General features: G+C 55.7%; 20 protein-coding genes. 10 read left to right on the top strand and 10 right to left on the bottom strand.

Features of this window, described 5'->3' with window-relative positions; genetic code table 11:
- Nucleotides 1–182 precede the first annotated feature (182 nt).
- Nucleotides 183–623 carry a phage infection protein gene (locus tag KW846_RS17720; protein WP_218483843.1) on the top strand — a complete coding sequence of 147 codons (441 nt, stop codon included), beginning with the start codon at nt 183–185 and terminating at the stop codon, nt 621–623.
- Between the two features lie 87 nt (nt 624–710).
- On the opposite strand, the gene KW846_RS17715 is transcribed toward KW846_RS17720, so the two are convergent.
- From KW846_RS17715 to tssI, 7 genes are all read right to left on the bottom strand, one after another.
- Complete coding sequence (locus KW846_RS17715; protein ID WP_218483841.1) at nt 711–1,598, bottom strand: hypothetical protein; 888 nt, start codon at nt 1,596–1,598, stop codon at nt 711–713.
- Between the two features lie 108 nt (nt 1,599–1,706).
- Nucleotides 1,707–2,687 (bottom strand): YiiG family protein, encoded by a 981-nt coding sequence (locus tag KW846_RS17710; RefSeq protein ID WP_218483839.1) that lies wholly within the window; start codon nt 2,685–2,687, stop codon nt 1,707–1,709.
- Nucleotides 2,688–2,864: 177 nt separating this feature from the next.
- Nucleotides 2,865–3,170, bottom strand: coding sequence for a hypothetical protein (locus tag KW846_RS17705; RefSeq protein WP_218483837.1), 306 nt, complete (start codon nt 3,168–3,170; stop codon nt 2,865–2,867).
- Nucleotides 3,171–3,184: 14 nt separating this feature from the next.
- Nucleotides 3,185–7,387: an RHS repeat-associated core domain-containing protein gene (locus KW846_RS17700; RefSeq protein ID WP_218483835.1), complete on the bottom strand. Its 4,203-nt coding sequence runs from the start codon at nt 7,385–7,387 to the stop codon at nt 3,185–3,187.
- A 5-nt stretch (nt 7,388–7,392) separates the two neighbouring features.
- A complete protein-coding gene (locus tag KW846_RS17695; protein WP_218483833.1) occupies nt 7,393–7,860 on the bottom strand; it encodes a DcrB-related protein in 468 nt (155 codons plus the stop codon).
- Between the two features lie 36 nt (nt 7,861–7,896).
- Nucleotides 7,897–8,478 (bottom strand): DcrB-related protein, encoded by a 582-nt coding sequence (locus KW846_RS17690; RefSeq protein WP_218483831.1) that lies wholly within the window; start codon nt 8,476–8,478, stop codon nt 7,897–7,899.
- 12 nt (nt 8,479–8,490) lie between these two features.
- Complete coding sequence (gene tssI, locus KW846_RS17685) at nt 8,491–10,344, bottom strand: type VI secretion system tip protein TssI/VgrG (RefSeq protein WP_218483830.1); 1,854 nt, start codon at nt 10,342–10,344, stop codon at nt 8,491–8,493.
- Between the two features lie 711 nt (nt 10,345–11,055).
- On the opposite strand from tssI, the gene KW846_RS17680 reads away from it, so the two are divergent.
- From KW846_RS17680 to KW846_RS17635, 9 genes are all read left to right on the top strand, one after another.
- Entirely contained in the window at nt 11,056–12,510 is a 1,455-nt protein-coding gene (locus KW846_RS17680) for a polymorphic toxin type 46 domain-containing protein (protein WP_218483828.1), read from the top strand.
- Complete coding sequence (locus KW846_RS17675) at nt 12,507–12,803, top strand: immunity protein Tsi6 family protein (protein WP_218483827.1); 297 nt, start codon at nt 12,507–12,509, stop codon at nt 12,801–12,803. The genes KW846_RS17680 and KW846_RS17675 overlap by 4 nt, the downstream gene beginning before the upstream one ends.
- A gap of 820 nt (nt 12,804–13,623) precedes the next feature.
- Nucleotides 13,624–14,088 carry an SMI1/KNR4 family protein gene (locus KW846_RS17665; RefSeq protein ID WP_218483823.1) on the top strand — a complete coding sequence of 155 codons (465 nt, stop codon included), beginning with the start codon at nt 13,624–13,626 and terminating at the stop codon, nt 14,086–14,088.
- A 52-nt stretch (nt 14,089–14,140) separates the two neighbouring features.
- Nucleotides 14,141–15,256: an ADP-ribosylarginine hydrolase Tri1 gene (gene tri1, locus KW846_RS17660; protein WP_218483820.1), complete on the top strand. Its 1,116-nt coding sequence runs from the start codon at nt 14,141–14,143 to the stop codon at nt 15,254–15,256.
- 24 nt (nt 15,257–15,280) lie between these two features.
- Nucleotides 15,281–15,631, top strand: coding sequence for a hypothetical protein (locus KW846_RS17655; protein WP_218483818.1), 351 nt, complete (start codon nt 15,281–15,283; stop codon nt 15,629–15,631).
- Nucleotides 15,618–15,881 carry a hypothetical protein gene (locus KW846_RS17650; RefSeq protein WP_218483816.1) on the top strand — a complete coding sequence of 88 codons (264 nt, stop codon included), beginning with the start codon at nt 15,618–15,620 and terminating at the stop codon, nt 15,879–15,881. Before KW846_RS17655 ends, KW846_RS17650 begins: the two co-directional genes overlap by 14 nt.
- A 61-nt stretch (nt 15,882–15,942) precedes the next feature.
- Nucleotides 15,943–16,851: an immunity protein Tsi6 family protein gene (locus KW846_RS30055; RefSeq protein WP_256356768.1), complete on the top strand. Its 909-nt coding sequence runs from the start codon at nt 15,943–15,945 to the stop codon at nt 16,849–16,851.
- A gap of 39 nt (nt 16,852–16,890) precedes the next feature.
- On the top strand, nt 16,891–17,238 hold the full coding sequence (locus KW846_RS17640) for a hypothetical protein (protein WP_256356767.1): 348 nt from the start codon (nt 16,891–16,893) through the stop codon (nt 17,236–17,238).
- 19 nt (nt 17,239–17,257) lie between these two features.
- Nucleotides 17,258–17,536: a hypothetical protein gene (locus tag KW846_RS17635; protein ID WP_218483814.1), complete on the top strand. Its 279-nt coding sequence runs from the start codon at nt 17,258–17,260 to the stop codon at nt 17,534–17,536.
- A 265-nt stretch (nt 17,537–17,801) separates the two neighbouring features.
- On the opposite strand, the gene KW846_RS17630 is transcribed toward KW846_RS17635, so the two are convergent.
- From KW846_RS17630 to KW846_RS17620, 3 genes are all read right to left on the bottom strand, one after another.
- Nucleotides 17,802–18,275 carry a hypothetical protein gene (locus tag KW846_RS17630; protein WP_077046706.1) on the bottom strand — a complete coding sequence of 158 codons (474 nt, stop codon included), beginning with the start codon at nt 18,273–18,275 and terminating at the stop codon, nt 17,802–17,804.
- A 5-nt stretch (nt 18,276–18,280) separates the two neighbouring features.
- Nucleotides 18,281–19,048, bottom strand: coding sequence for a hypothetical protein (locus tag KW846_RS17625; RefSeq protein ID WP_256356766.1), 768 nt, complete (start codon nt 19,046–19,048; stop codon nt 18,281–18,283).
- Nucleotides 19,049–19,242: 194 nt separating this feature from the next.
- Nucleotides 19,243–21,408, bottom strand: a complete 2,166-nt coding sequence (locus KW846_RS17620; protein ID WP_218483812.1) for a M48 family metallopeptidase — start codon at nt 21,406–21,408, stop codon at nt 19,243–19,245.
- Nucleotides 21,409–21,792 lie beyond the last annotated feature (384 nt).

The following is a 21,792-nucleotide window of genomic DNA, read 5'->3' as shown; positions in this document are numbered from 1 at the left end:
GCCAGCAATGTTATCGACTGACACACCGCCTTCGCGAGCAAGCCCGCTCCCACAGGGGGGGGGCACCGAATCATCCATTGACTGCATCAATAGTCACCATCAACTCAATGAAGTTCTCATAAAAAATCCACGGCGTAACATCTGCTCCATACCAACCCATCAGCACCCCGGAGCACACCATCATGAAACGCCAGACCCTCCTCAGCATCGCTTTCTCGGTTTTCGCAGTTAACGCTTTCGCCGCAACTTCTGCTCAACCTGTGGTCGCTGAAGGCGGCTCGGATCGTCTGATTGAAAGCCGTGTGGCTGAAGGTGGTTCCGATCGCCTGATCGAAAATCGCGTCGCCGCCGATGGTTCCGACAAGTTGATGGAGAACCGCGTTGCTGAAGGCGGCTCCGACAAACTGCTGCAGAACCGCGTTGCTGAAGGTGGTTCTGACAAACTGCTGCAGAACCGCGTTGCTGAAGGTGGCTCTGACAAACTGCTGCAGAACCGCGTTGCTGAAGGTGGTTCGGACAAACTGCTGCAGAACCGCGTTGCTGAAGGTGGTTCGGACAAACTGCTGCAGAATCGGATTGCCGAAGGTGGCTCGGATCGTCTGATCCAGAATCGCACTGCCTGAATACGTTGCTCTACCACCGCCCTCAAAAAAACCGGCCTGATCAGCCGGTTTTTTTGTATTGTTCAGCCTGACGGTGCTCTGGGATTCTCAGGCCAGACTCTCAACAGTCTCACCGCTGCTTGCCCGTTGAGCATCCAGCAGCACCTCCAGCGTCGTAAGGAACAGGTCATGACTCATGATGCCGGTGCACACCGTTGATAGAATCTGATTCCCCGCCTCGTCTTTCAGAGTGACCTTCTCACTCCAGGCGTTCAAATTGACTGAAGCAAGGGCCGACACCGGGACTTTACGTCCGTCAACTTCCAGAAACTCGCGTGTCACAATAATTGTTTGAGTGACGACATTCAGGAAGTCCCCCGAGACTCGCTTGCGCCAGACCTGCCCGGTCGGCACATACTTGAAGGTCACTGCGCCGTTAGACTCAAGTTTGTTCATCACAACCGGCAGACACTCGCGAACATGCAACTCACGCACCAGTTGCTGGAATTCCTGAAAGCCTTTCAGCGACTCGATGACGCGATGAAACGGCTCGCTTTCGTTACGACGGTACGCCAGGTTGGTGATCAGGCCAGTGAATACGGTTTGCCCTGAACTGAACAGGTAAAGGTCTTCTATTTCAGTAAACGCCGTATATTGTTGCTGTTTTCCACTGACAGCAACAATGCCGTGCTCGTAAACCTCATAATGGGTTCCGCGCAACTTCTTCTGCCACGGATAAAGCCCGAACAAGACCGCCGAAGTGACGACCAACAGGCCACTGACTGAATAGATCAACAACTGCGGACTGGAACCACGACTGGTGTTCGCCCCGGAACTGGCCACCGGCAGTATGGTACCCAGGTACAACACAAATCCCGCCATACAGAACAGGACAATTGCGAGCAACAGCAAGAAGACCAGAAAGCCTTTACCGTGACGGAAGGTAGAGATCAGTTGACCTGTCACCGTTGAAGCGGGTTTGGGTGATTGCTGCATGAGATGGTTACTTCCCTAGTGGTTGATTGTAAAAAACAACGTAATCCAGACGACTATCTTTCATTAAGAGGCGTTGCCTGCGAACACTGTCGACTCCATTGCAAACCTTCAGATACAGGTTGTACGGTTCAGCCCATTGATCACAGAGTCAAAGGATTGCCCAAAAGTCTTGGCATCTCGCTCGATGGGATTATTCATTTTCCACATCATTTGTCGTTGCTCATCAGGCTTGTAGCCACCGCTTCTCGCCGTGTTGATCGCTTCACGCCCTTTACCGACAAAACGGTTCAAATCACTGAGCAAGACACTGCATTTGAGAGCTGGTGTCTGAGCCTTGCCCTTCTTGTCCCAACCATCGATCATTTGGGCGGTCTTATTCAGGCTGTCTTCAAAATGTTTGGTAGCTTCCTGCGCACCAGATGACTGGAAAAAATCGCCAGACAATCGAACGGATTGCTTGGCGTAAAGCACGATGCCTGCACGGTAATAACCCAGGCTGTCTTTCTCGGCGCTATCAAAGGCTGTCTGGGTATTTATTTCGTCGAGCTTGTTAATACCGGCATAAAACTTCGCCTGCTCAACGGCAACGGCTTCCAAGGCTGCATCCAGCAATGGCTCCATTTCCCTGGCTTTTTTTCCGTCATCGGCCAGGTATCCCTTGGAATTGGCATAATTGGCGAGTTCTGCGTGGACAGGTTGCAATTTTGCGAGCGCTACAAGCATGCCTTTCGCAGGTTCATCCAGCTCTGGCATCGGGTAAGAGAGTTCCAATGCTTTGTTAAGGTTATTTTGCAGAATGCTGATATCATAACTGTTGAAGATGTAATAACTCGTCAGTTTCTTTTCTGACGCGAGGGTTTCCGAATATTCGGCCCTACGCTTCTCCAGTGTGGTGACGAAATCCCCGCCCCTGTTCGCGGCCTCGACATAAATATTGTATTTTTCTATCTCTGCCTGGCTTGAGTTCCGCGCCTCCAAATGCTCCTGATTGTGGGTCGCAACGTCTTGGGTGTTGTCGGATTTGTCACATCCGCTCAGAAAAACCCCTACCAACATCAACATCCCTGTCAGCATATTCCTTGAATACATGTTACTTCTCCCTATCCATACAGAAACCTATCTACCCCCGCCAAAACCACCTTTCAGTACAGCTTATGCACACCCTTCAGCCTCATGCCCCTTTTAACCACTCTTAGTAGTTAAAAACCGCCACAGCAAAGTGCGCAAAGACCTGTAAAACTAACAGATCACCAACTTAACGACCAACTAGCCTTGAAAGTCATCATTCTCAAGATAGTAAAGTGTCGCCTCCAAATACTTATTTAAATCAGGCTTGATTTTACTTCGATCCGCGACAGCCTTAACATCCAGCAAAGTAGGACATTCGACAAACGTACGCTTAGACTTCTCACACGCAATTTCCTCCAGATCATTTTCTGCCACATAAAAAACTGCAGAACTCACAGCATCCTTCGATGCTCTATCAACTGTAGAGTCGACGAAGATCCACCCAACAGCAGGTAGATGCTCTAGATTCAGAATAAGATCAGAAAAACCTTTATATTCTTTCATGAAACCCCTCTTTATTATCGACAGGCAGTACCACCGCCCCATTTATTCCGTCCACCCTTGCCATCTGGATGGTATATTTTGTGATATGTTTGATGATCTAGCCTATCAACCAACTGAAGCGATCCGGGCTTGTCTCCATGATGCCAGGTCATACCCGGAGGAGAACTACCACGGAACGAACCATCTACCCGAGGCTGAACATGCTCCACAACGCCAGGATACTTCGACTGCAACGTCTTTTTAAACTCATAGTCAACTTTAACGCGTTCATATACTGATTGATTGGCACGACTGAAGTGCTCAACATCTGTCATTTTGAACTCTGATTTCATCAGGGTATGTTCGTGACTAGCATGGTATTTACCTAAGTCACGTACGCCTTCTCCATTGTACCAGCCAAGTGGATCTATCCAACGTACTGCATTAATCGCATATTGATATAGATTATCCCCCCCCATTAACCCAATCGGATCCTGCGTAACAAACCGCCCCACCCCCGGATCGTAATACCGAAACGTGTTGTAGTGCAGCCCTGTCTCATCATCGAAATACTGCCCCTGAAACCGCAGGTTCTGCTCGACTTCGTTGACGTCCAATCGCTCCAGCGAGCCCCACGCCTTGTACGTCGCCTGCCAGACGATCTGCCCTTCCCGGTCAGTCATCTCCAGCGGCGTACCAATCTGGTCGGTATGGAAGTAGTAAAGCTGCTGCTCCCCACCCTCCTCATGGTCGACCCGCGCCAAAGGTGCATAACTCCCCGGCTCATACAGATACAGACTGCTCCGCCCCGGACTTTCCTCCCGCAGCATCCGCAAGCCTTGCCACAAAAAGTGCTTCTGCTCGGTCCGACCCTTGATCTCTGAAACCTTGGCAACCCGCCGCCCCAGACTGTCGTACCGATACGAACCGGTACTCTCCAATTTGCCGTTGACCAATGTCTCAGCCCGGACCAGCCGATTCTCACAGTCATACCGAAACGTCTGCAGCGTGCCCATGCCGCTGCGTTTTTCAATCAGGTTGCCCCACGCATCGTAGGCATACTCCTGATCCCGCCAGTGCTTGAGGCGGTTGTCCTTGACGTGGTCGAACTGGCTGGTGTTGAAGTTCAGCCGGTTCGCCGCGGCGTCGTAGCGGAACTCTTCGCTGTCGATCAGCTGGCCGGTGTCGCGGCTGTGCAGTTGGCCGTTGGCTTCGTATTCGTACTTGATCTCGCCGCGCAGTTTGTCGAGGGTGCGGGTCAACTCGCCGGCCGGGTCGTACTGGTGACGGCGGTGGATCGGGTTGTAGGCGTGCTCGACCAGCAGGTCGGGCTGGATGCCGGGGTTGTGGAGGCGCGAGAGTTTTTCCGCCGGCAGGCGCGAGGCGAACTGCCAGCTCTTGCGGCCCATCGCGTCGTAGCCGAAGCAGCTGGTGAGCGTGCCTTGGGTGCGCAGGACTTCGCGATGCAGGTCGTCGCGCTCGATGTCGCTGATCAGTTGGCCGTCGAGGTTGAGTTGATGCAGGTGGCCGCTGCCGTAGTACAGGTGGTTGAGGTGTTGGCCGGTGGGCAACGTCAGCGTGGTGAGGTTGCTCAGTGGGTCGTATTCGTAGGACAAGGCGCCTTGCGCCGTAGTCTCCTGGATCAGGCGGCCGAGCAGGTCGTAGGAGAATTCGAGGGTTTCTTCGCTGACGCCGAGTTGCTTGCCCTGCGCGGTCGGAAGGCGCTGGATCGACAGCAGGCGATCAGCGTCGTCGTACACGTAATCCTGACGGGCATCGGCATTGAGTTTGGCCAGCAGCCGGCCAATGCTGTCGCGCTCGAATTCAGTGCGGCGCTGTGGCCGTTCGCCGCGCTCGCCGTAGCCGGTTTCGTCGACCTGGGTCAGATGTCCGCCGAGGTTGTAGCTGAAGCGCCGGGTCAGGTTGTCGATGCGCGTTTCTTCGACCAACCGGTCGGACGCATCGTAGGCGAACTGGTACGCCGCGTTGTTTTCGTTGATCAGTGCCGTCAGGCGAATCGCCGGGTCGTACTCGTAGCGGATGCGCTGGCCCTTGGCGTCCTGGCGGCTGCTCGGCAGGCCCCGGGCGGTGCGTAGCAGGCGCGTGGTCTGGCCTTTGCCGTCGGTGTGCGTCAGTACCTGGCCGAGGGCGTTGTAGGTGAAGGATTCGGCGCTGCCGTCCGGGTGATGGATGCGCAGCACTTCGCCGTCGGGCTTGCGTTCCAACGTGGTGGTCTGGCCCAGCGCGTCGGTGACGGCGACCAGGTGCTGGCGCTCGTCGAAGCGATACGTGGTGTTTTTACCCGAGCAATCCTGGAAGCGCTCGACCTGGGCCAGGGTGTTCCACCACAGGTATTTGGACTTGTGGGTCGCGTCGATGATGGTGTGTGGCAGGCCATCGTCGCCGTTGAGGTATTCGGTGGTGTGACCGAGGGCGTCGACTTCGGCGATGAGGTTGCCCTTGGCGTCGTAGCGGGCCTGCCAGATGCTGCCGTCGGGGTAGTCCACCTGCGTGATCAGCGGGGTCAGGTGGTGATAGCGGTATTTGATTGTGCGCCCGAGCGGGTCGGTCTCCTCGAGCAGCCGTGCGTACTCGTCGTACTTGAGCGTGATCCTGTTGCCGTCAGGCAGCGTCAGGCCGGTCATGTTGCCCGTGTCATCGATGTCGATGACGTAGTGCTCGCCCCCGAAATCGCGGCTGGCGATGACGCGATGATCGGCGTTGTAGTGAATCTCGGCTTCGCGCCCGAGCACGTCGGTGACCCGGGTGGTGCGGCCCTTGATGTCGTAGCGGAACTGGAAACGTTCGCCATCGCTGGTCCAGTGTTCCACTACCCGTTGCTGGCCTTCGATGGGTTCCCAACGGTAGTTGCAGGTCAGGCCCAGGGCGTTGCTGTGGCTGGCCATCACGCCGTCGATGTAGCTGAAACGACGCAGCGAATCGCCGTTGCGGTTGATCACTTCAGCGAGCTGGCCGCTGTCGTCGTAACGGTACTGCACCAGGGTTTCAACGGCCTCGTTGTCGACCACGCGCCTGACGTCGGTCAGGCGGCCCAGCGGGTTGTCGTAATGCAGGTGCACTCGCACGCCCCCGGTGGCGCTGATGTCGGTGAGTGTGCCCTCGGCGGTGCGGGTGAAGTGCAGGAAGTGGCCCAGGGCGTTTTCGATGCGTTGCAGCGGTACCGGGACATTGTCGTCCGCGACTTCGCCGAAGTAGAAAAAGCTGTTGTCGAGGGTTTGCAGCAGATAATGACCGCCCTCGGTGCAGACCAGATACACCTGTTCATGGGGATTGTAGATGCGCTCCCCCGGCTGCACGTCCACGAACGGAACGCTGCGCCCCTGATTGTCGGTGAGGTACACGAAGGTGCCACTGCGACGCAGGCTTTGCTCCCAGGGCAAGACCCAGCCCTTGCCGAGCACGCTGTCGACGCTCAGGTCGCTGGCATAGAAACGGGACCATTGAATGGGCATCAGGCCCGGCAGGCTGAAGTCGGTTTCGTCGGTAATGACCTTGCGGCCGGTGGTGGCGTCAACGGGGTTGCCGATCAGGCCACCCACCGCGCGCTCGATGGCCGGTCCCACGACGTAACGTGAGGCAACCTCACCGGCGACAAACCCGGCGGTAAATTTCAGTGCGCAGGGCATGATGGCTTTCATGCCGGCCTGGGTCCCGGCCTTGATCAATTGGGCGATACCGCCCGCTGCACCGGCGACCGCCATGAGGATGTCGACCGTGGTCCGCAGCCAACCGGGAATCTCGTCGTCCACCGGCAGGTAGCGAAAGGTTCCGCCACCGATGAAGACATTGTCCGAGCCGCTGGAGAGCGTCGCGCCGCAGGTCATCTTGTCGCCCTTGCGGGCGGCGGCCGTACCGTTGATGAAGACGTTGGTCGAACCTTCGGCGACCTTTACCGGACCGGGATGCTTGTCGCAGGCCCCCGTGCTCTTTTCGACGTGGGCAGCCTTGCGACTGTTGATGAAGACGTTGGGCGACGCGGTGACGATCGTCCCCGCGGGTGAAGAAAACATACTGCCTATCTTCTCCCCGGCCGCGGTGAGCAGGCTACCTCCGACGCCTGCGGCCAAACCCGCCAACAAGGCCACGCCAAACCCACAGGTGAACGTCGCGATCGCCACCGTGGCAATCAGCGCAATACCGAGCGCCGCGCCGATGAGAAACCCGCCCAGGGCGCTGGTGTGCGACAGTTCATCGCCAAACCTTGCGGCTTCGAACATGGCCGTTACTCCTGTGCGCTGGAGTCGGTCTTGGAGCCGCCGGGCTGGCGAGGCTGAAAGCTCGCCAGCAGGTCTATCCAGTTCTGATTCTGCTCGCTGCTGAAGTCAGCCTGGGCTGTGGTGGAAAAAATGATCGCGCGTCCGGGCTCGATCAGAAAGGCCGCCTGGCGCTGATAGAAAGGTCGGCCATCGGTCATGTAATACGCATCGATCTGCACGCCCTCGATCGGCGCCGTGGTCGACAATGCAACGGCCTTCTTGCCCAGCAGCGTATAGCCACGCAGCTTGGACGCGAGCATCTTGATCTGACGCTCGACGTAGGCTTTGAGCACTTCGCCGGGCAGCAATGTGTCCCGGGAAATGGTGATGCTCAACGGCGCTGGAATACTCGCCCCCAACACAAACATGTTTACCGTACGGTCCTGAAAACCTTGCGGCAACGCGATGCTGCCTTCCTGCAACTCATAATCCATTCTGGGTAACTTCCTTGAATCAAAAAAATTAGGCGTTCAGCGCAAGGCAAGGCCGTCGAGCATGCCGTCAAAATCAACCAGCCACAGACTGAGCGCGGGCCGGGCCGGATCAATCTCGCAAGCAATACTCAGCCATTGCCCATCGTCACGCCCGGCGACAGGCACCAGGGCACCGACAAGGCGCGCGTGACGATCGGCATGACCGGTCTTGAAATGCAGATCCACGGCCTTCGCCGCACTGCCGGCCACACTGACATCGCGCTGGCGGATGATGCGCACGTCCGGATGCTCCTGGCGAAACGCTTGCACCGAGGCCTCGAAAAGCTGCTCCAGGGTCTGCCCCTGTTGCACATCACGACGACTGATCGTCAGGTTGACCGGCTCGCCTTCGTGCTCGAGGGTGGTCTGGACTTCGCGGAAGTTGAACCCCGTCGGAAATGCCAGGTTGAAACCAGCGAAGGTGAAACTGCTGGGCGTATCCTGCAGCGCCACCACCGGCTCGGGTTCTGGCTCGGGCTCAGGCTGGACGAGGAGCACGTTCTGCTGGGCAAGGCGTTCGACTTCCTCCTGCGCAATGCGCTTTTCGGAGATGCGATCGTAGAGACTGACTCTGGTCATGGCGCCGTTACCTCAGTCATTGACCCTGACCTCGGAACCGGTGATCTGGGTCGTGCCGGTGCTCGTCGTGGTGATCGCCTTGCCTTTGATATCGATGCCGTCCGGTGTGAGGGTGATGCTGCTGTCCCCCACCTGAAGAATGATGTGCTGATTGGCACTGACCTGAATGAACTGGTTGTCGACCTGAATCGTCAGCGAGCCTTCCTGGACATTCATCACCGTGTCTTTCTTGATCGTTTCGGTGTGCGTGCCACCGACCTTGATCGTGCGGTTGCTACCGACGGTATGGACTTCATCGACCTCGATCTCGGTGTCCATGTTGCGCTCGGCGTGCATGATGATCTGCTCGGCACCTGCTTTGTCTTCGAAGCGAAAGAAGTTCGCCGTGCCGCCGTCACCTTTCATCGACCGGGTCAAAAAACCGCTCTGGGTCTTGTTCGCCGGCAACGACCACGGCGGGGTGTTCTGGCTGTTGTAGAGGCTGCCCATGACCAGCGGGCGGTCGGGGTTGCCGTCGAGGAACACCACCACGACTTCATCGCCTATCCGGGGAATCTGGATGCTGCCGAAGCCGCCGCTGGCACCGGACTGCGCGACGCGGACCCAGCAGGAGCTCTTGTCGTTGTGCTCGCCCTTGCGGTCCCAGTGAAACTGCACCTTCACGCGGCCGAGTTCGTCGGTGAAGATTTCCTCCCCCGGCGGGCCGACGATGATCGCGGTTTGCGGACCCGAGATGGTCGGGCGCGGGGTGGTGAGCTGAGGGCGGAAGACGATCTTTTTGCGCACGCAGGAGAAGGTGTTGTAGTAGCTCGCCTGGTGCCCGTTGAGGTAGTTGTTGTGGCCTTCGCTTTCGACGCTCATCAGCAGGAACTGACGCTCATCGGCAGGGCCTTGATCGTGATCGTAATGCTGCAGCAGTTCGAAGGTATAACCGGGCTTCATCGCGCGGCAGTTACTGGCGCCATGAAAGCTCTTGCCCTTGAGTTCAAGCGCTTCGACCCGCAACCGCAGCAGCGCTTCGCCTTCGTCGTAGGTGCCGTGGGTGTATTGACCGGGGAAGTCATAGATTTCGAACTCGTCGACATCGCCCTGCTTGTTCAGGCTCTTCATGGCGACCGGCAAGCGGTTGGACGGCTGACGATAATCGAAGGTCTGGACCGCGATTTTCCCCGACTGCAACTGGCGGTTGCCGCTCCATTGGGTGATGGAGTCGGCGGTCTCGGTGACCGATGCCGTGTGGAAACGGATCTGCGGCTGCTCAGGCAACGGCACCAACGTAGTGGAGTCGTCGCAGATGATCATGGTGTGGCCTTCGGCGGTGTGCTCGAAGTAGTAAAACATCCCCTCTTCTTCCAGCAGGCGCTGGACAAAATTGAAGTCGGATTCGCGGTACTGGGTGATGTAGGTGTAATGCTTGAGCGGCTTGCTCAGGCGGAACTCGTGTCGGGAAAACGCGGTGCACAAGGCAAACACCTGGGTGACGACATCTTCCACCGTGCAACCCTGGAAAATGCGCGTGTCGAAACGGTTCTTCAGCATGGAGAACCAGGGGTTCAGCGTCGCCGTATAGCGGGCCATGCCACCATCGCTGCCGATACTGGCAAAACGCGTGAGGTAGCCTGCCAGGTAACGTGGCGTGGTGTCTGCCAGTTCGATTTCAAGAACCACGTGCTGACCCATCATCGACTTCAACTCGACGCCGGAGTCCTGGCACACCAGCAGCAACTCGAAGTTGTACGCACGCGACAGACCTTCAGTCCCCTTGAAGGACTCAAGCAACAATTGCTGTTCGGGGTTGGCGAGGTTCTTGAACTTGAACAGGCGCCGATTCTGCGGGGAAAGCATTGCGGCAAGGTCCATCAACATGTGTATCTCCTTGAAAACAGTGGAAAGCTACCGCCCTCTCTCAACCACTGCGCATAACGAATCAGATAAGAGGGTCAAAACCCTGTCTGCCACATCATCGATCTGGGCGAACACCTCGCCGCCCCATGTTTTCGGACTGTGGCAATTTGCAAGTCTTGTAAGCGACTGCCGGCAAAAACGCTTCATTTTCATCGGGTTTGTTTAAACGCCGAGTGAAATTCCTCACACGAAACAGGCGTCAGAAACTGCGACCGCAAGACAGTATGAAAGTGCCATCACTCATTAAAATATTTGAGAAATTTGTCACACTTTTGCAGGCATCACCGATGCTCGAACGCGGGAAGGAGACACCCATGTCATGCACTGTGTCAACCCGCACGCCGTATAGGCGCGCACTTCCACGCACCTGGAACTCAGTTCAGGATAATCCCTGAAAAATAATTATCGCCACACTGGCCGACCAGAAACGTCGATATATCAAGGATGAACGGGAAGTTAGTGGCCACTTGTTGGCGACTAATGCCTTATTGCCATCATTGCCGAATGTAACGCGAATAACAAAAATGGGATCCATGTTGAAATTTTCTACCCGCGCCGCAGTCTGAAGTGCGGCTGATAGCCATCACTTGGGCAATGATGTGAAGTCGGAGATTCGACAGCTCGACCGCAGCAACAAGGAAGCGCCTTACCCCCAAGGACAGTGACGTGTAAATGGATCTTTTAGCCAACGTGCCCAGCTGGGCCGATGTCGAACGCAACCTCGACCAGAAATTCAACGAGCTGAACCAGGGCGTCAACGACGGCTTGCAGAGCGTGCACGACAACTGGAACGGCTTCACCCGGCGTGTCAGCAATGGCGCGAGCCAGGCCTACGGCTACATGGGCGGTCGTCGCATCGATGCGGTGCATCAGGCGATGACCCTCTCTTACCCGATCATCCAGATGGACCTCAAGCGCAAGTGGGCCTCGATTGAAATCGAGCAGATCCTGCCGGTACTGCTGCAACTGGTCAAAGAAGTCTCGATGATTCTCGGCGGCAGCGTGGCGATCGGCACCGTGGCCGGCGGCGCAGCGGGGGCCTTCGCCTTTGGCGTCGGTGCGGCCCCCGGAGCCGCTGCCGGGGCCGGTATCGGCTTGCAGGTCGGCAACCTGATTCTCATGGGTCTGGGCCTGTCCGCCATCGCCGAATATTTTTACCAGGGCCTGCCCGCCTGCCTCTCGACCTTGCAGGAAGGCATCGCCACGGCCTGGCACGCCGAAGAAGGCGTCAAGCCGTCCGGCCTCGACCCCAGCGGCGGCTCCGCCGCACTGGTCCAGGAACGCATCGAACGCGCGGCACGACAACTGGCTCGCGGGCAGGAGCAGCTTGTACTCCTGTTGCTCACCGCCATCGTCACCTACCTGACCCGGGGCCAGATGAAAGCCGGTGTGATGAACAGCATGGAAAGCATCGCGACCCGCAGCGCGAAGCTTCAGGCGGAGATATCGAACAAGCAGTTGGCGGGTTGGTTGGCAAAGAATGAGCAGAAGCTGCTGGCTCGGGATGAGTTGCGGGTGAAGGAGCCGGCGCCTTTGGTGAAGGCTGAGGAGCCGCAGACGTTACGTGAGATTCCGGCGCAGCAACCGACAACCAAGCCCGCCAATCAACCGCTTATGGACTCAGCCGCACGTCGAGATTACTTAAATAAGAAATTTGGCCGAACGGGCGACGTGAAACAAGATATCTATATACGTGGAAACCAGGAAACCGCAGAAAATTTCTTCAAATCTGAAGGTTACAAACCAGCAGATTACGAAAACTACATGAACGGCTTGGATTTTTCTCAACCGGTTTATGTAGAGACCATTAATCGAGGCAAGAAGCTCTGGCAGTACCAAGTACCAGAAGGAAGGCAAGGCATTTGGTATTCTCCTACCCCAGAGGTGGTACCATCACAGCTAGGGATCAACCCCCTCGGTGAGATCTACAAAACGAAAACTGTTGTTCCGAAGGTCATAAACAGTTATCAAACCACGGAAAAAGTTACCTTGTTACGCAGCACATCTGCCCCGATTATGGACACGTGGTCCGTGCCGTCAAAACCTTTTCCAGCAACGGGGGGGGCACGACAGATGACATCTGGCCAGAAAGATCTGTTTAACTTAATTACTCCAGGTACACCATGAAACCAACAACACCACTTGAGTATGTTGAAAAAGCGATCATAGTCACGACTGATAGGCGTGATGGATGCCCACAGTTCTCGGTCTACACATCATTGCTCACACAGCTAGAGTATGTGAAAGCTGTATTTGACGGTTCCGAAAAAGACAAGTCCGGACTCCATAAACTTAGTATAGGAGCGATTGCTTCAAAGGAATTTGAAGAGAATGATCCAGAACTAGCCCGTGCACTCAAGGATGCGTATTACGTCGCGATACAGTCTGCACGAGGTCTGAAGATCAAGCTACCCGAGTAAATTTGGTGTCCGATAGCGCATGACAAATTCACACCTGACCGAACTATTTATTACGCTCAAAGAAATTTTTCACAGCGAGAACTGCCGAAACTTTGATTCGGGAATAAATGCGATAATCCGCATACTTTCCGATGACCCTTCACCGAACAGTAATGAATGGGCACAAGCCACCTCAATTTATAGGACCATGGCTGGCAGTAAATCAGGTTTCTCAGACGTCTACATTGATCGAGGGACCTCTGAACAACGAATCGCAGCTAACGCAAGACTGGATGCTATTCGACAGATTTTATGGGACGCATTTGAACGGGTCTGAAATCAGACGATAGGTCGTGACAGATCATTGCCTGGCGCCGAGTTTTTAAAAGATCTTGTTGATCTTGGGTTTTCAGATAGGGTTCACGATCAACGACGCAACACTACAACGTCGCGAGAGAATTAAATGGCAATTGCGAAGGGTGGGCGTTTCTCCAACGAAGACATTTTCATTGACTACTCATACGAAGAAGTTACCTATCGATGGGACCATCATTCGAAGCTGATATTCGTACGTTTCTACGGCAACGAAGAGAGCAGTCAACCCGTCCCTCATGACAACCGTTTATTCAATGAAGCTCTGTGCTGCGGCGAGGAGATCACCCGCCAGGACTACAATAGAGGTCGCTCTCGCCGATGATGGTACGTGATGTCACGCTATCGACGGCTACACCTCTGCAATGTGGTAAATACCGCTTGGCAAAAACCTGGGACCTTCACTGCACTATGGAAAGATGAGTATTGACAGATTGACAACAGTGGCAAACAACGTCCGAGACAGGCAATGAATAAACCACCAACACTTGAGCTAGAGAACCTGATCAAACAACATCCGGATATCGCCGCGTTTGGATCCCCCGCTGACGCCGTATCTGATGACTGGCTGGTCAAAGCCGAGAAACAAATCCGCCATAAACTGCCTGCATCCTACAAATGGTTCCTTCTCAATTATGCAGGAGGAGAAATCGGGACCGAGGAAATATATAGTATCTATGGAATGGACTTCGAGGACATCAATGGTGGAGATATAGTTTTCCAGCACATCAATGGCCTCAAACACAAATCAACAACCGCTAAAAAAGTAGTCATCAGCGAAACCGACTTTGGCGAGGTTTTTTTCTTCGACTACGATACATATAACGCCGAAGAATGCCAGATTTTCGTTAGAATTCCGTCGGGGCAAAACTTATTGTATGCGAACAACTTTTACGAATTTCTCACCAAGAGAATTAAAGCGCTTTTGCCATAACGGACGCCTTGTCGTGAAACATCATTGCCTCGCACCGAGAGGTTAAAAAACCATGTTTGATCTAAGAAGCTCAAACGAAGCGCTCACCCAATACACTGAACGCTACGACCACCTGCTCCCACCGCCCTCTCCTCAACTGCGCCAGCGCATGGATTACATGTTGCAGCCGGACGCGCCCAGATATCCGAACAGGAAACCTGAGTGGCTGACTTCCAGGCCTTGCACCCTCACTGAAGAGCAGGCGCTGAACCGCGCCAAGGGTTGCCTGTTGGGGCTCGCGATTGGCGACGCCGTGGGTACAACGCTCGAGTTTCTGCCCCGTGATCGTGAACATGTCAGTGACATGGTTGGCGGTGGCCCCTTCAAGCTGAAACCGGGTGAGTGGACTGACGATACGAGCATGGCACTGGCTCTCGCAGACACTTACGTTGCAAACAATAAATTCGATTTCCGCGACTACACGCAGAGGCTTTGTCGCTGGTATACAAATGGCGAAAATAGCCATAACGGAAAATGCTTTGATATTGGCAACGCCACTCGCGCTGCGCTTGAAGGTCGATTGGCGCAGGGCGTCGACTGGTACGGCAACGATCATCCATCCACAGCCGGCAACGGATCGATCATCAGGCTGGCACCGACCGCCATCTTCCGTCGCCACTCCTTGTCCGGTACCTGGCGAGAAAGCGCGGCACAAAGCCGCTGCACTCACAAGGCTGCAGAAGCCGTAAATTGCTGCGAACTGCTCGGCGCTCTACTGCACCTGGCCCTCAATGGCGCGGACAAGGAAGAAACCTTGTCGTCAATGGTTCGCGCGTTGTATCCCCGCCCCTTGATCATCAACGCTGGCGAATACAAACAAAAAACCCGCGATCAGATCCGCTCCTCCGGCTACGTCATCGATACGCTGGAAGCAGCTCTGTGGGCGGTCTGGAACACCGACAACTTCAAGGATGCAATCCTGTTGGCGGCCAATCTGGCGGACGACGCCGACAGCGTGGCAGCGACCGCCGGCCAGATAGCCGGGGCGCTGTACGGGGTGACGGGCATGCCTGAGGAATGGGTCAAAACGGTCGCCTGGTCAGAACACATTCAGGACCTGGCGCAAAAATTATTCGAATGCGCCCCACTCCATGACGAGATGGATGAAGTGATTTATGGGAATCGCTGAAACGAGACTGGCTATCAGAATAAAATGGACAGGATCGCCCTGAAAACAGCAGCACTGCTCCTGCGAGAAAAGCTGGATCTTTACACGCATAAAGATCCGGCAGCTGCATTGTTGCTTTCCGATCTAAACAAATTGCTATCCATGGCAGAACTGGAAAGCATCAAAGAAAACATGGAACCGCGCGATATTCCTGGTCACCGCCTTTTCGAAGAAACAAACCTGAGAATGCTGAGTGATCTGAAAGTCGCTTACACGAACTTTTACATTGAGCTGATTGGTGGTCGCGACTGGTCATCGTACAAATTAATTGAATCCAGAATGCGCGAAGATAAAAACCGCCAACCACCAGATCAAGGACAGGATGAAATTCAGTGACGCGTTCAAAAGCCGTGAACACATGTTTGCCCTAGGCATCGAAGAGACCACTGGCCGCTTTTACTTGTCGATTCCGGTTAGCAACGGCATGGTCGACTACGAGGAGTATTACCAAATTGACCGGGCACGCTTCGATCTCTTCCAAACGGATCTTGATACGGCCCTGGCGTTTGCCATGAGCTGTCGCCGCAGAGAGCTGGATGACCTGCTGATTGTGCAGCCGGGGGCCAATAGAGGAACGGCTATCTAAGGCAAGCTCGACACTCCGGCCCCATGGACCGCGGTCCTCAAAATCCTTGAACGGATATCCCATGTCAAAACTACTGCAGCGCTTGAAAACCTTTTTCGGGCAAAAGACCGCTCCTCCACCCGCCCCCACCGAGCAGGTTGTCGATACAGCCACCATGACCGAAGTGGACAAGCCACCTTCCCGAGTGGAAAGGAACCTGTCCTGGCTGCCGATCAATCGTGAGCTAGAGGTTTTTGTACCGTTGATGCCCCCCGCCTGCCCGGACCTGACGCTAGTGGATGCCCTCCTGTTGCAGCGTTATCGGGTATTCGTCATCGCAAATGACCGGGCCGGATGGATATCAGAGACGACGATAAACCGCGATAAAGCCAGCCAACTGGCTCGTGACTTGTACGGCAAAGGGACAGATATTGGTTATTGTCGAGGCACCGAATCCTCGTTCGAAATCTATTGGCTCATACAATGTGCGGCCATTGTTTCGTTGCTGGCCCATGGACCACAATCGGAACAATTCCTGACCTATAGAAAACATGTTGATTACAATCGAGACTCTGCCCGGATCGGAGAGCAGGTTCGAATGTTTGATCAATACGTGGCGTCACGCAGCAATCAAAACGCTGATACCGAGAGGGACCGCCTCTTGAAAACGCCGATAACCGCCCTCGACTACATCGACAATGCGATAACAATCACCGCGCTGAGATACAACGGCTGTCCAGAGTTCCAGATTTACTCAAGTTCGTTGATCCAGTTGCAATTCATCAAAAACGTGTTGCTGGGCGTTGAAAAAGATAAAGCCCGGTTGCACCAATTGACCATCGGCGTTTGGGCCGGCAAAGAGTTTGAAGCCGACGATCCTGAACTTGCTGGCGTACTGGGGGATGCCTTCTACATTGCCGATCAGATTGCACATGGCCTGAAGATTCAGCTGCCTAATGGATTGCCGCCGGAAAGTCTTCCTCGCACATGAAATTGCTGCGACTTCACGGATAACGCTAGAGGTAACGTCATGACCGAAACCTGGTACCACGTTGACAACGGCATCCTTTGGATAGCAGATCAATCCATTCACCTGCCTCACCCGGTCAAAGTCGCCTTGCAGCATGACGATAGGCTCGCGGTCCTGATCGAGCCCCCTTCAGATGTCACTTTCAACAAAAACATCCTTGCTCTATCGAGGCATGGAAAAGTGCTTTGGTTCATCCAGGAAAGTCCCCACGGCACGCAAGCAGACAAGCCCTACATGAGTCTTCAGTGCGACAAAAACGGGGCGTTGATCGTTGGTAACTGGAATGGCCTCAGTTACTCGGTCGATTGGCACAATGGTTCCGTCAGCGTTGTGAACGTTGATAAATGATTCGCTCAGGACTGGCGCCATGAAAGACATCCGCAAGATCTCCTCGAACCTTGTCCGAACAGCAGAACTGCTGAGGAGATTCGGTCACCCGCAATGGGCCGACAGACTTGAGGAGTGCAGCCTTGCGCTGCCCCAGGATACGGCATACGTACTGTCTCGACTGATGTCGCTGTACGGCGGCATGGGCTCGATCAACGACGTTGTTCTGTATGAAGACGAAACGCCCTTGCTGGCCGAAAATAACGAGCTTCAGACGCTGCTATCAGACCTCCATCAGCTCTGCGCAGGGTGCCATTGAACTTCGCACCCCACGCTTGCAGGCCAAAATCGGCGATGTGCCGGATCGGCAATGGCGCCTTTAGGTTCGCAAATACCAAGTGCTCGGGCGTCCGCAACAACGCCGTCTTGTTCGCTCGCTTGAGCATGCGCAACGAGAATGGCAGCAGGCACGCCATCAATACGACCAGCCCCCCGCCAGCAACCACTATCATCGATTTGCCGATGCAGTGGCCGGCGCTGGCGATTGCGGTTGTCTGCGCGGTGATTGCCTTGCTGAAGCAAGCTTACCGACCGCTCGCCAAGGGCGGTCGCGTTTCGACTTGTTCAAGGCTTACACGGTAGGTGGTGTAAGTGTCGCCGTCTTCAAGGTAAAGGTTGCTCTGGTAATTCGAGACTGCGCCTTTGAGTTTGATGTGCAGGCCGTTGGAGACACGCTGGATTACCACGTCTTTCAAGTCAGTGTCCGAGACCAGGAAGGGTGGGGTCTTTCCGAGGAGCACCTTCATCGTCTCATTATTCCTGCCGTCGCCATTGTTGACGTAGAACCTCAGGCTTTTGGGCTCATCTGCATCCCTGGCATCTTGAACGATGTAGATCGACTGCCCCGGAATGAAGTCTTGCTTGAGGACTATCTCAGAAGGAAACTCCGGTTTGTGCAGGTACGCATAGATGACAACGCCTACAAGGCAGAGCAAAAAGATAATCGCGAGATACTTTTTAACTCTGACTACAAGCGTTTGCAGTTCGGCCTTATTCATGGGATTCAACTGTAATCGAAGGTGAATAGCACCAAGCCTTCAATCGGCTCGTAGAACATGACGATCATGTCTGCGCCGGCCGTCCGGTAATGCCAGCCCGGAACGCTTGCCACGTGGAAAAACCGGTTACCCGCAGGGCTCAGGGGGTAGACATTCGAATCTCCGCGGTCGGGGTCCAGTTCAACGGTGTGCATTGGAAATTCGACCGCCTCCACCCAGTTGGCGCAGCCATCGACTTCGCCGCCCAGTTGCGCGACAAATTCCACTGCATACAACGGTTCACCATCCTCACGCGCCAGCACACCGCTGGTTTTAAACCTTTCAACGGTGGCGGCAAAAGCGCTGTGCTGATCGGCGTAGTGCCGCTCCAGATCCGCTCTTGCCTCCGGGTGAGGATCAGCCAGCTGTGCATTCTCCTCGTGCAGAAAGAAGTAGCGTGGATCGCCGCACAAGCGATAGCGCCCCTGCTCGACCTTGAAGCCGATCCAGTTGGTTTTCAGCAGGTAGCTATGGCACCCGTCCCACTCGGTCAGCTCGCCGACAAAGCCCTCGTACGGTTCCAACGGGTTGAGCATGTGCAGCACGCCCGACCACTCGGGGTTTACCGTGCTGATATCCAAGCTGAACAAAGGGTGCAGATGGTTGGCCAGCTCCAGTTGATCGGCGACAAACACGTCTTCAACAGGCGGGAACGGCAGCATGCCGGTGGGGACTTTGGTGAAATCGGGGGTGTGATCGTCGGTCATCAGAGCTTCTTCCTTGTAGGTCGCCATGGATTGAGCACTTTGGGTATCAATGGCTGTCCTGGTAAGCGCACAGCGTGGCGCAGTGGTGACATTTGAACAGGTAGGCGGTAGGTCCATGATCCTTATCCATGACATTGAAGAACGCTTGCCACTGCAGACCGTCCTCCAAGCCTGTTGAGCCATTGAACCCCGAACCCCACGCTTGCCGATGCTGAAAGCCTTCAGACCTGCTCGAATCGCTGCTGCAGCAAGTGCCGCGCAGTGCCTGCATTCAGATAGGTGCCAATCAGGTCCGCCAACTCCTGGTCCTTGAGTTTTTTGTCGTCACGGCAGATTTGAAGCAGCTGCAACTGGACCCAGCGCTTCTTCTTGTCGAGTTTCGCATCCGGCGAAAAGAACGAACGCGAGGCCAACTCAGGCATGGGGGCGTCGTCTTCCAGCAGCAAATTCAAGTGCACCCCGTGCCCCACTTGCAGACCAAAATCGGCGACGTGCTGTATTGGCAATGGCGCCTTGAAGTTGGCGAATACGAAGTGCTCGGGCGTCAGCAGCAACGCAGTCTTGTTCGCCCGCGTGAGCATGCGCAAGGAGAGTGGCAGCAGGAACGCCATGCTGATCAAGAGCAGAATGCCAACCAACTTCATTGTGGAATCCGCGTCCACGAAAACCTGCGGTAACAGGTACGGCAGGATCAGCAGGCCCAAACCCAACAATATGAAGAGCGAGAAGCAACCCAGGGTAATCCACCCGCGCAATCGTGCGCCTTCATGCAGCCGGACTTCCTCCGTGGCATTGCCGGCATGGCTACGCAACGCTTGCACAACCGCCGCATCCTGCTCCACATAGTGGCCGAGAAAGTCCTCGGTAATGCGCGCACGCAATGCCTGGGGATCGGCGAAATAGTGATCCATCGCGGCGCTGGCTTGTGCCGCGATGATCGGTCGGGCGCCACGGCTGACGGCCTCTTCGACCGTGACTTGCAGAGACGCCAGCCGCTCGCGATTGGAGGGGTGAGTGTCCGACGGATGAGGCAGGCTGGCTGCCATTTCCTCCTCGGGCAGGGTCAGCGGCTGCGCGGCCAGCTCCTGCAGCACGCTGCCTGGCAAGTCGCGGGTCAAGACGTGTTCGGCGCTGGGGTTTGTCGCGCGGACCACATGGGTCGATACTCCTTGGTGCAACAAGGGGTCGATGGCAGAGATGCGCACCAGCGCCGAAGCGATGGCGATATTCCCCGTCAACTGCGCACCCGCCGCGTCCGCCGCCAGCTCCCGCACGCGGCTCCAGTGGCTCACCGCATGATCGAAACGCTCCATGAAGTACTCACCGAGCATGTAGGCCGGCCACAGCGTCGTGCGTTGCAGCACGTCGCTTTGCAGCATGGTTTCGGCAATAACCCCGAGACTGCGGCCGATCCCCTCGTAGATCGGTACGAAGCGCAGGCTGTATTCGGTATCGGCACCGGCGAAGTGCGCCAGTTCGTGACCGATGACCGCGCCGGTTTCTGCCGAATCGAGCAAGCCCAGGTACATCATCGGCAGGTGCAGGGTGCGGCCCTTGAGCGCGGTGCCTGACGGGAGCAGGTTGACGTCGCTGGAGGTGACGTAAAAGCCTTCGGTCATGCCCAGCACGATGTGCTCGGGTGCCAGCGCTCCGAGCTGGTCCGCCAGTTCGCGAACATAGGCCCACAGCGCCGGCGCCTGTTCCGGTGTGACCACCTGGCCCAGCACGCTCATCGGCGTGGACTGGAACATGTGCAGCATGACCGGCAGCTGCTTGCCCATCTGCCAGATCGAATACAGGAAACCGAGCATCAGCATCAGCACGATGAGCATCAGCTTGAATTCACCGGCGGCCATTTTCCCCATGTGCCACAGTCCCAGGCCTTCGAAACCGAGGATGGCCGCCACCGCCGCGCCCATGGCGACGATGTGCCCCACCAGCAGGTACGGCAACAGGCGGCTCACTAGGCTGAAGGTGTGCAGCAATCGTTCACGGGAATGACTCGCGCGGGCACCGGCCCAACGCAGACCCAGCAACCCCAGCACACCGACCAGCGAGGCCAGCAGGCCGAGGACGATGACGCCTTTGGCCAGGTTGCCCATCACGGCACTTACCGGTTGCAGGATGGTCAGGTCGTGCTCGGCGTCAGTAATACGCGATAGAGCCATGGCAACACTCATGCGCTTGCCATTGATATCGACCAGTGCCGAGCTCGATCCCGGCTTTGCTGCCATCGCCTGGAGTTCAACACGCATATCGCTCAGTTCGGCGTTGATATCCGCGAACTCCGTGATGCACTCAGTACTGCGTTGCAACTCCCAGACGCCAAACAAACCCAGGCAAAGCGGCAGGAGAATAAGTACGGCAATGAGTTTCAACGTTCTCATGAGACAGGGCCTCAATAGTCGCGTCGCCAGATATCCGTGGCGAGCATAAATTCCATTTAACAAAGGCCCGAAAGGCCTCGCGCTATTGCACGGCCCGACATGAAAGTTACGGGGTGCAGTCGTACCTGGCGCGTTATACAGAAATATCGACGATATGTAACGCCATATTGCCCGAACACTCGTTCAGCATTGGAAAGGCCGCCTTGTATATCCCGGACACCCGAGATGCCATCACTTCGTTGGCGGCTATATGACACTCATCCTGCAATCTTTTCTTCAACGGACCCTCAAGCGGGTATTGGGTGAACCGGTTCACCTTTTTCAAATTATTTTCAATTAAAAATTGGATCCATTACCTGCCTGAAACCATTGAATTAATTGGGT

Origin of the sequence: Pseudomonas sp. PDM32, assembly GCF_019219225.1 — a bacterium.
Taxonomy (GTDB): Bacteria; Pseudomonadota; Gammaproteobacteria; order Pseudomonadales; family Pseudomonadaceae; genus Aquipseudomonas; species Aquipseudomonas laurylsulfatiphila.
Note: the sequence above shows the minus strand (reverse complement) of the source record. Positions and strands in the feature narration are given on the sequence as shown.

Excerpts from the sequence above, each read along its gene's own strand:
- KW846_RS17720 (WP_218483843.1), top strand. The coding sequence starts at position 183 with ATGAAACGCCAGACCCTCCTCAGCATCGCTTTCTCGGTTTTCGCAGTT.
- KW846_RS17715 (WP_218483841.1), bottom strand. The coding sequence starts at position 1,598 with ATGCAGCAATCACCCAAACCCGCTTCAACGGTGACAGGTCAACTGATC.
- KW846_RS17710 (WP_218483839.1), bottom strand. The coding sequence starts at position 2,687 with ATGTATTCAAGGAATATGCTGACAGGGATGTTGATGTTGGTAGGGGTT.
- KW846_RS17705 (WP_218483837.1), bottom strand. The coding sequence starts at position 3,170 with ATGAAAGAATATAAAGGTTTTTCTGATCTTATTCTGAATCTAGAGCAT.
- KW846_RS17700 (WP_218483835.1), bottom strand. The coding sequence starts at position 7,387 with ATGTTCGAAGCCGCAAGGTTTGGCGATGAACTGTCGCACACCAGCGCC.
- KW846_RS17695 (WP_218483833.1), bottom strand. The coding sequence starts at position 7,860 with ATGGATTATGAGTTGCAGGAAGGCAGCATCGCGTTGCCGCAAGGTTTT.
- KW846_RS17690 (WP_218483831.1), bottom strand. The coding sequence starts at position 8,478 with ATGACCAGAGTCAGTCTCTACGATCGCATCTCCGAAAAGCGCATTGCG.
- tssI (WP_218483830.1), bottom strand. The coding sequence starts at position 10,344 with ATGTTGATGGACCTTGCCGCAATGCTTTCCCCGCAGAATCGGCGCCTG.
- KW846_RS17680 (WP_218483828.1), top strand. The coding sequence starts at position 11,056 with ATGGATCTTTTAGCCAACGTGCCCAGCTGGGCCGATGTCGAACGCAAC.
- KW846_RS17675 (WP_218483827.1), top strand. The coding sequence starts at position 12,507 with ATGAAACCAACAACACCACTTGAGTATGTTGAAAAAGCGATCATAGTC.
- KW846_RS17665 (WP_218483823.1), top strand. The coding sequence starts at position 13,624 with ATGAATAAACCACCAACACTTGAGCTAGAGAACCTGATCAAACAACAT.
- tri1 (WP_218483820.1), top strand. The coding sequence starts at position 14,141 with ATGTTTGATCTAAGAAGCTCAAACGAAGCGCTCACCCAATACACTGAA.
- KW846_RS17655 (WP_218483818.1), top strand. The coding sequence starts at position 15,281 with ATGGACAGGATCGCCCTGAAAACAGCAGCACTGCTCCTGCGAGAAAAG.
- KW846_RS17650 (WP_218483816.1), top strand. The coding sequence starts at position 15,618 with ATGAAATTCAGTGACGCGTTCAAAAGCCGTGAACACATGTTTGCCCTA.
- KW846_RS30055 (WP_256356768.1), top strand. The coding sequence starts at position 15,943 with ATGTCAAAACTACTGCAGCGCTTGAAAACCTTTTTCGGGCAAAAGACC.
- KW846_RS17640 (WP_256356767.1), top strand. The coding sequence starts at position 16,891 with ATGACCGAAACCTGGTACCACGTTGACAACGGCATCCTTTGGATAGCA.
- KW846_RS17635 (WP_218483814.1), top strand. The coding sequence starts at position 17,258 with ATGAAAGACATCCGCAAGATCTCCTCGAACCTTGTCCGAACAGCAGAA.
- KW846_RS17630 (WP_077046706.1), bottom strand. The coding sequence starts at position 18,275 with ATGAATAAGGCCGAACTGCAAACGCTTGTAGTCAGAGTTAAAAAGTAT.
- KW846_RS17625 (WP_256356766.1), bottom strand. The coding sequence starts at position 19,048 with ATGGCGACCTACAAGGAAGAAGCTCTGATGACCGACGATCACACCCCC.
- KW846_RS17620 (WP_218483812.1), bottom strand. The coding sequence starts at position 21,408 with ATGAGAACGTTGAAACTCATTGCCGTACTTATTCTCCTGCCGCTTTGC.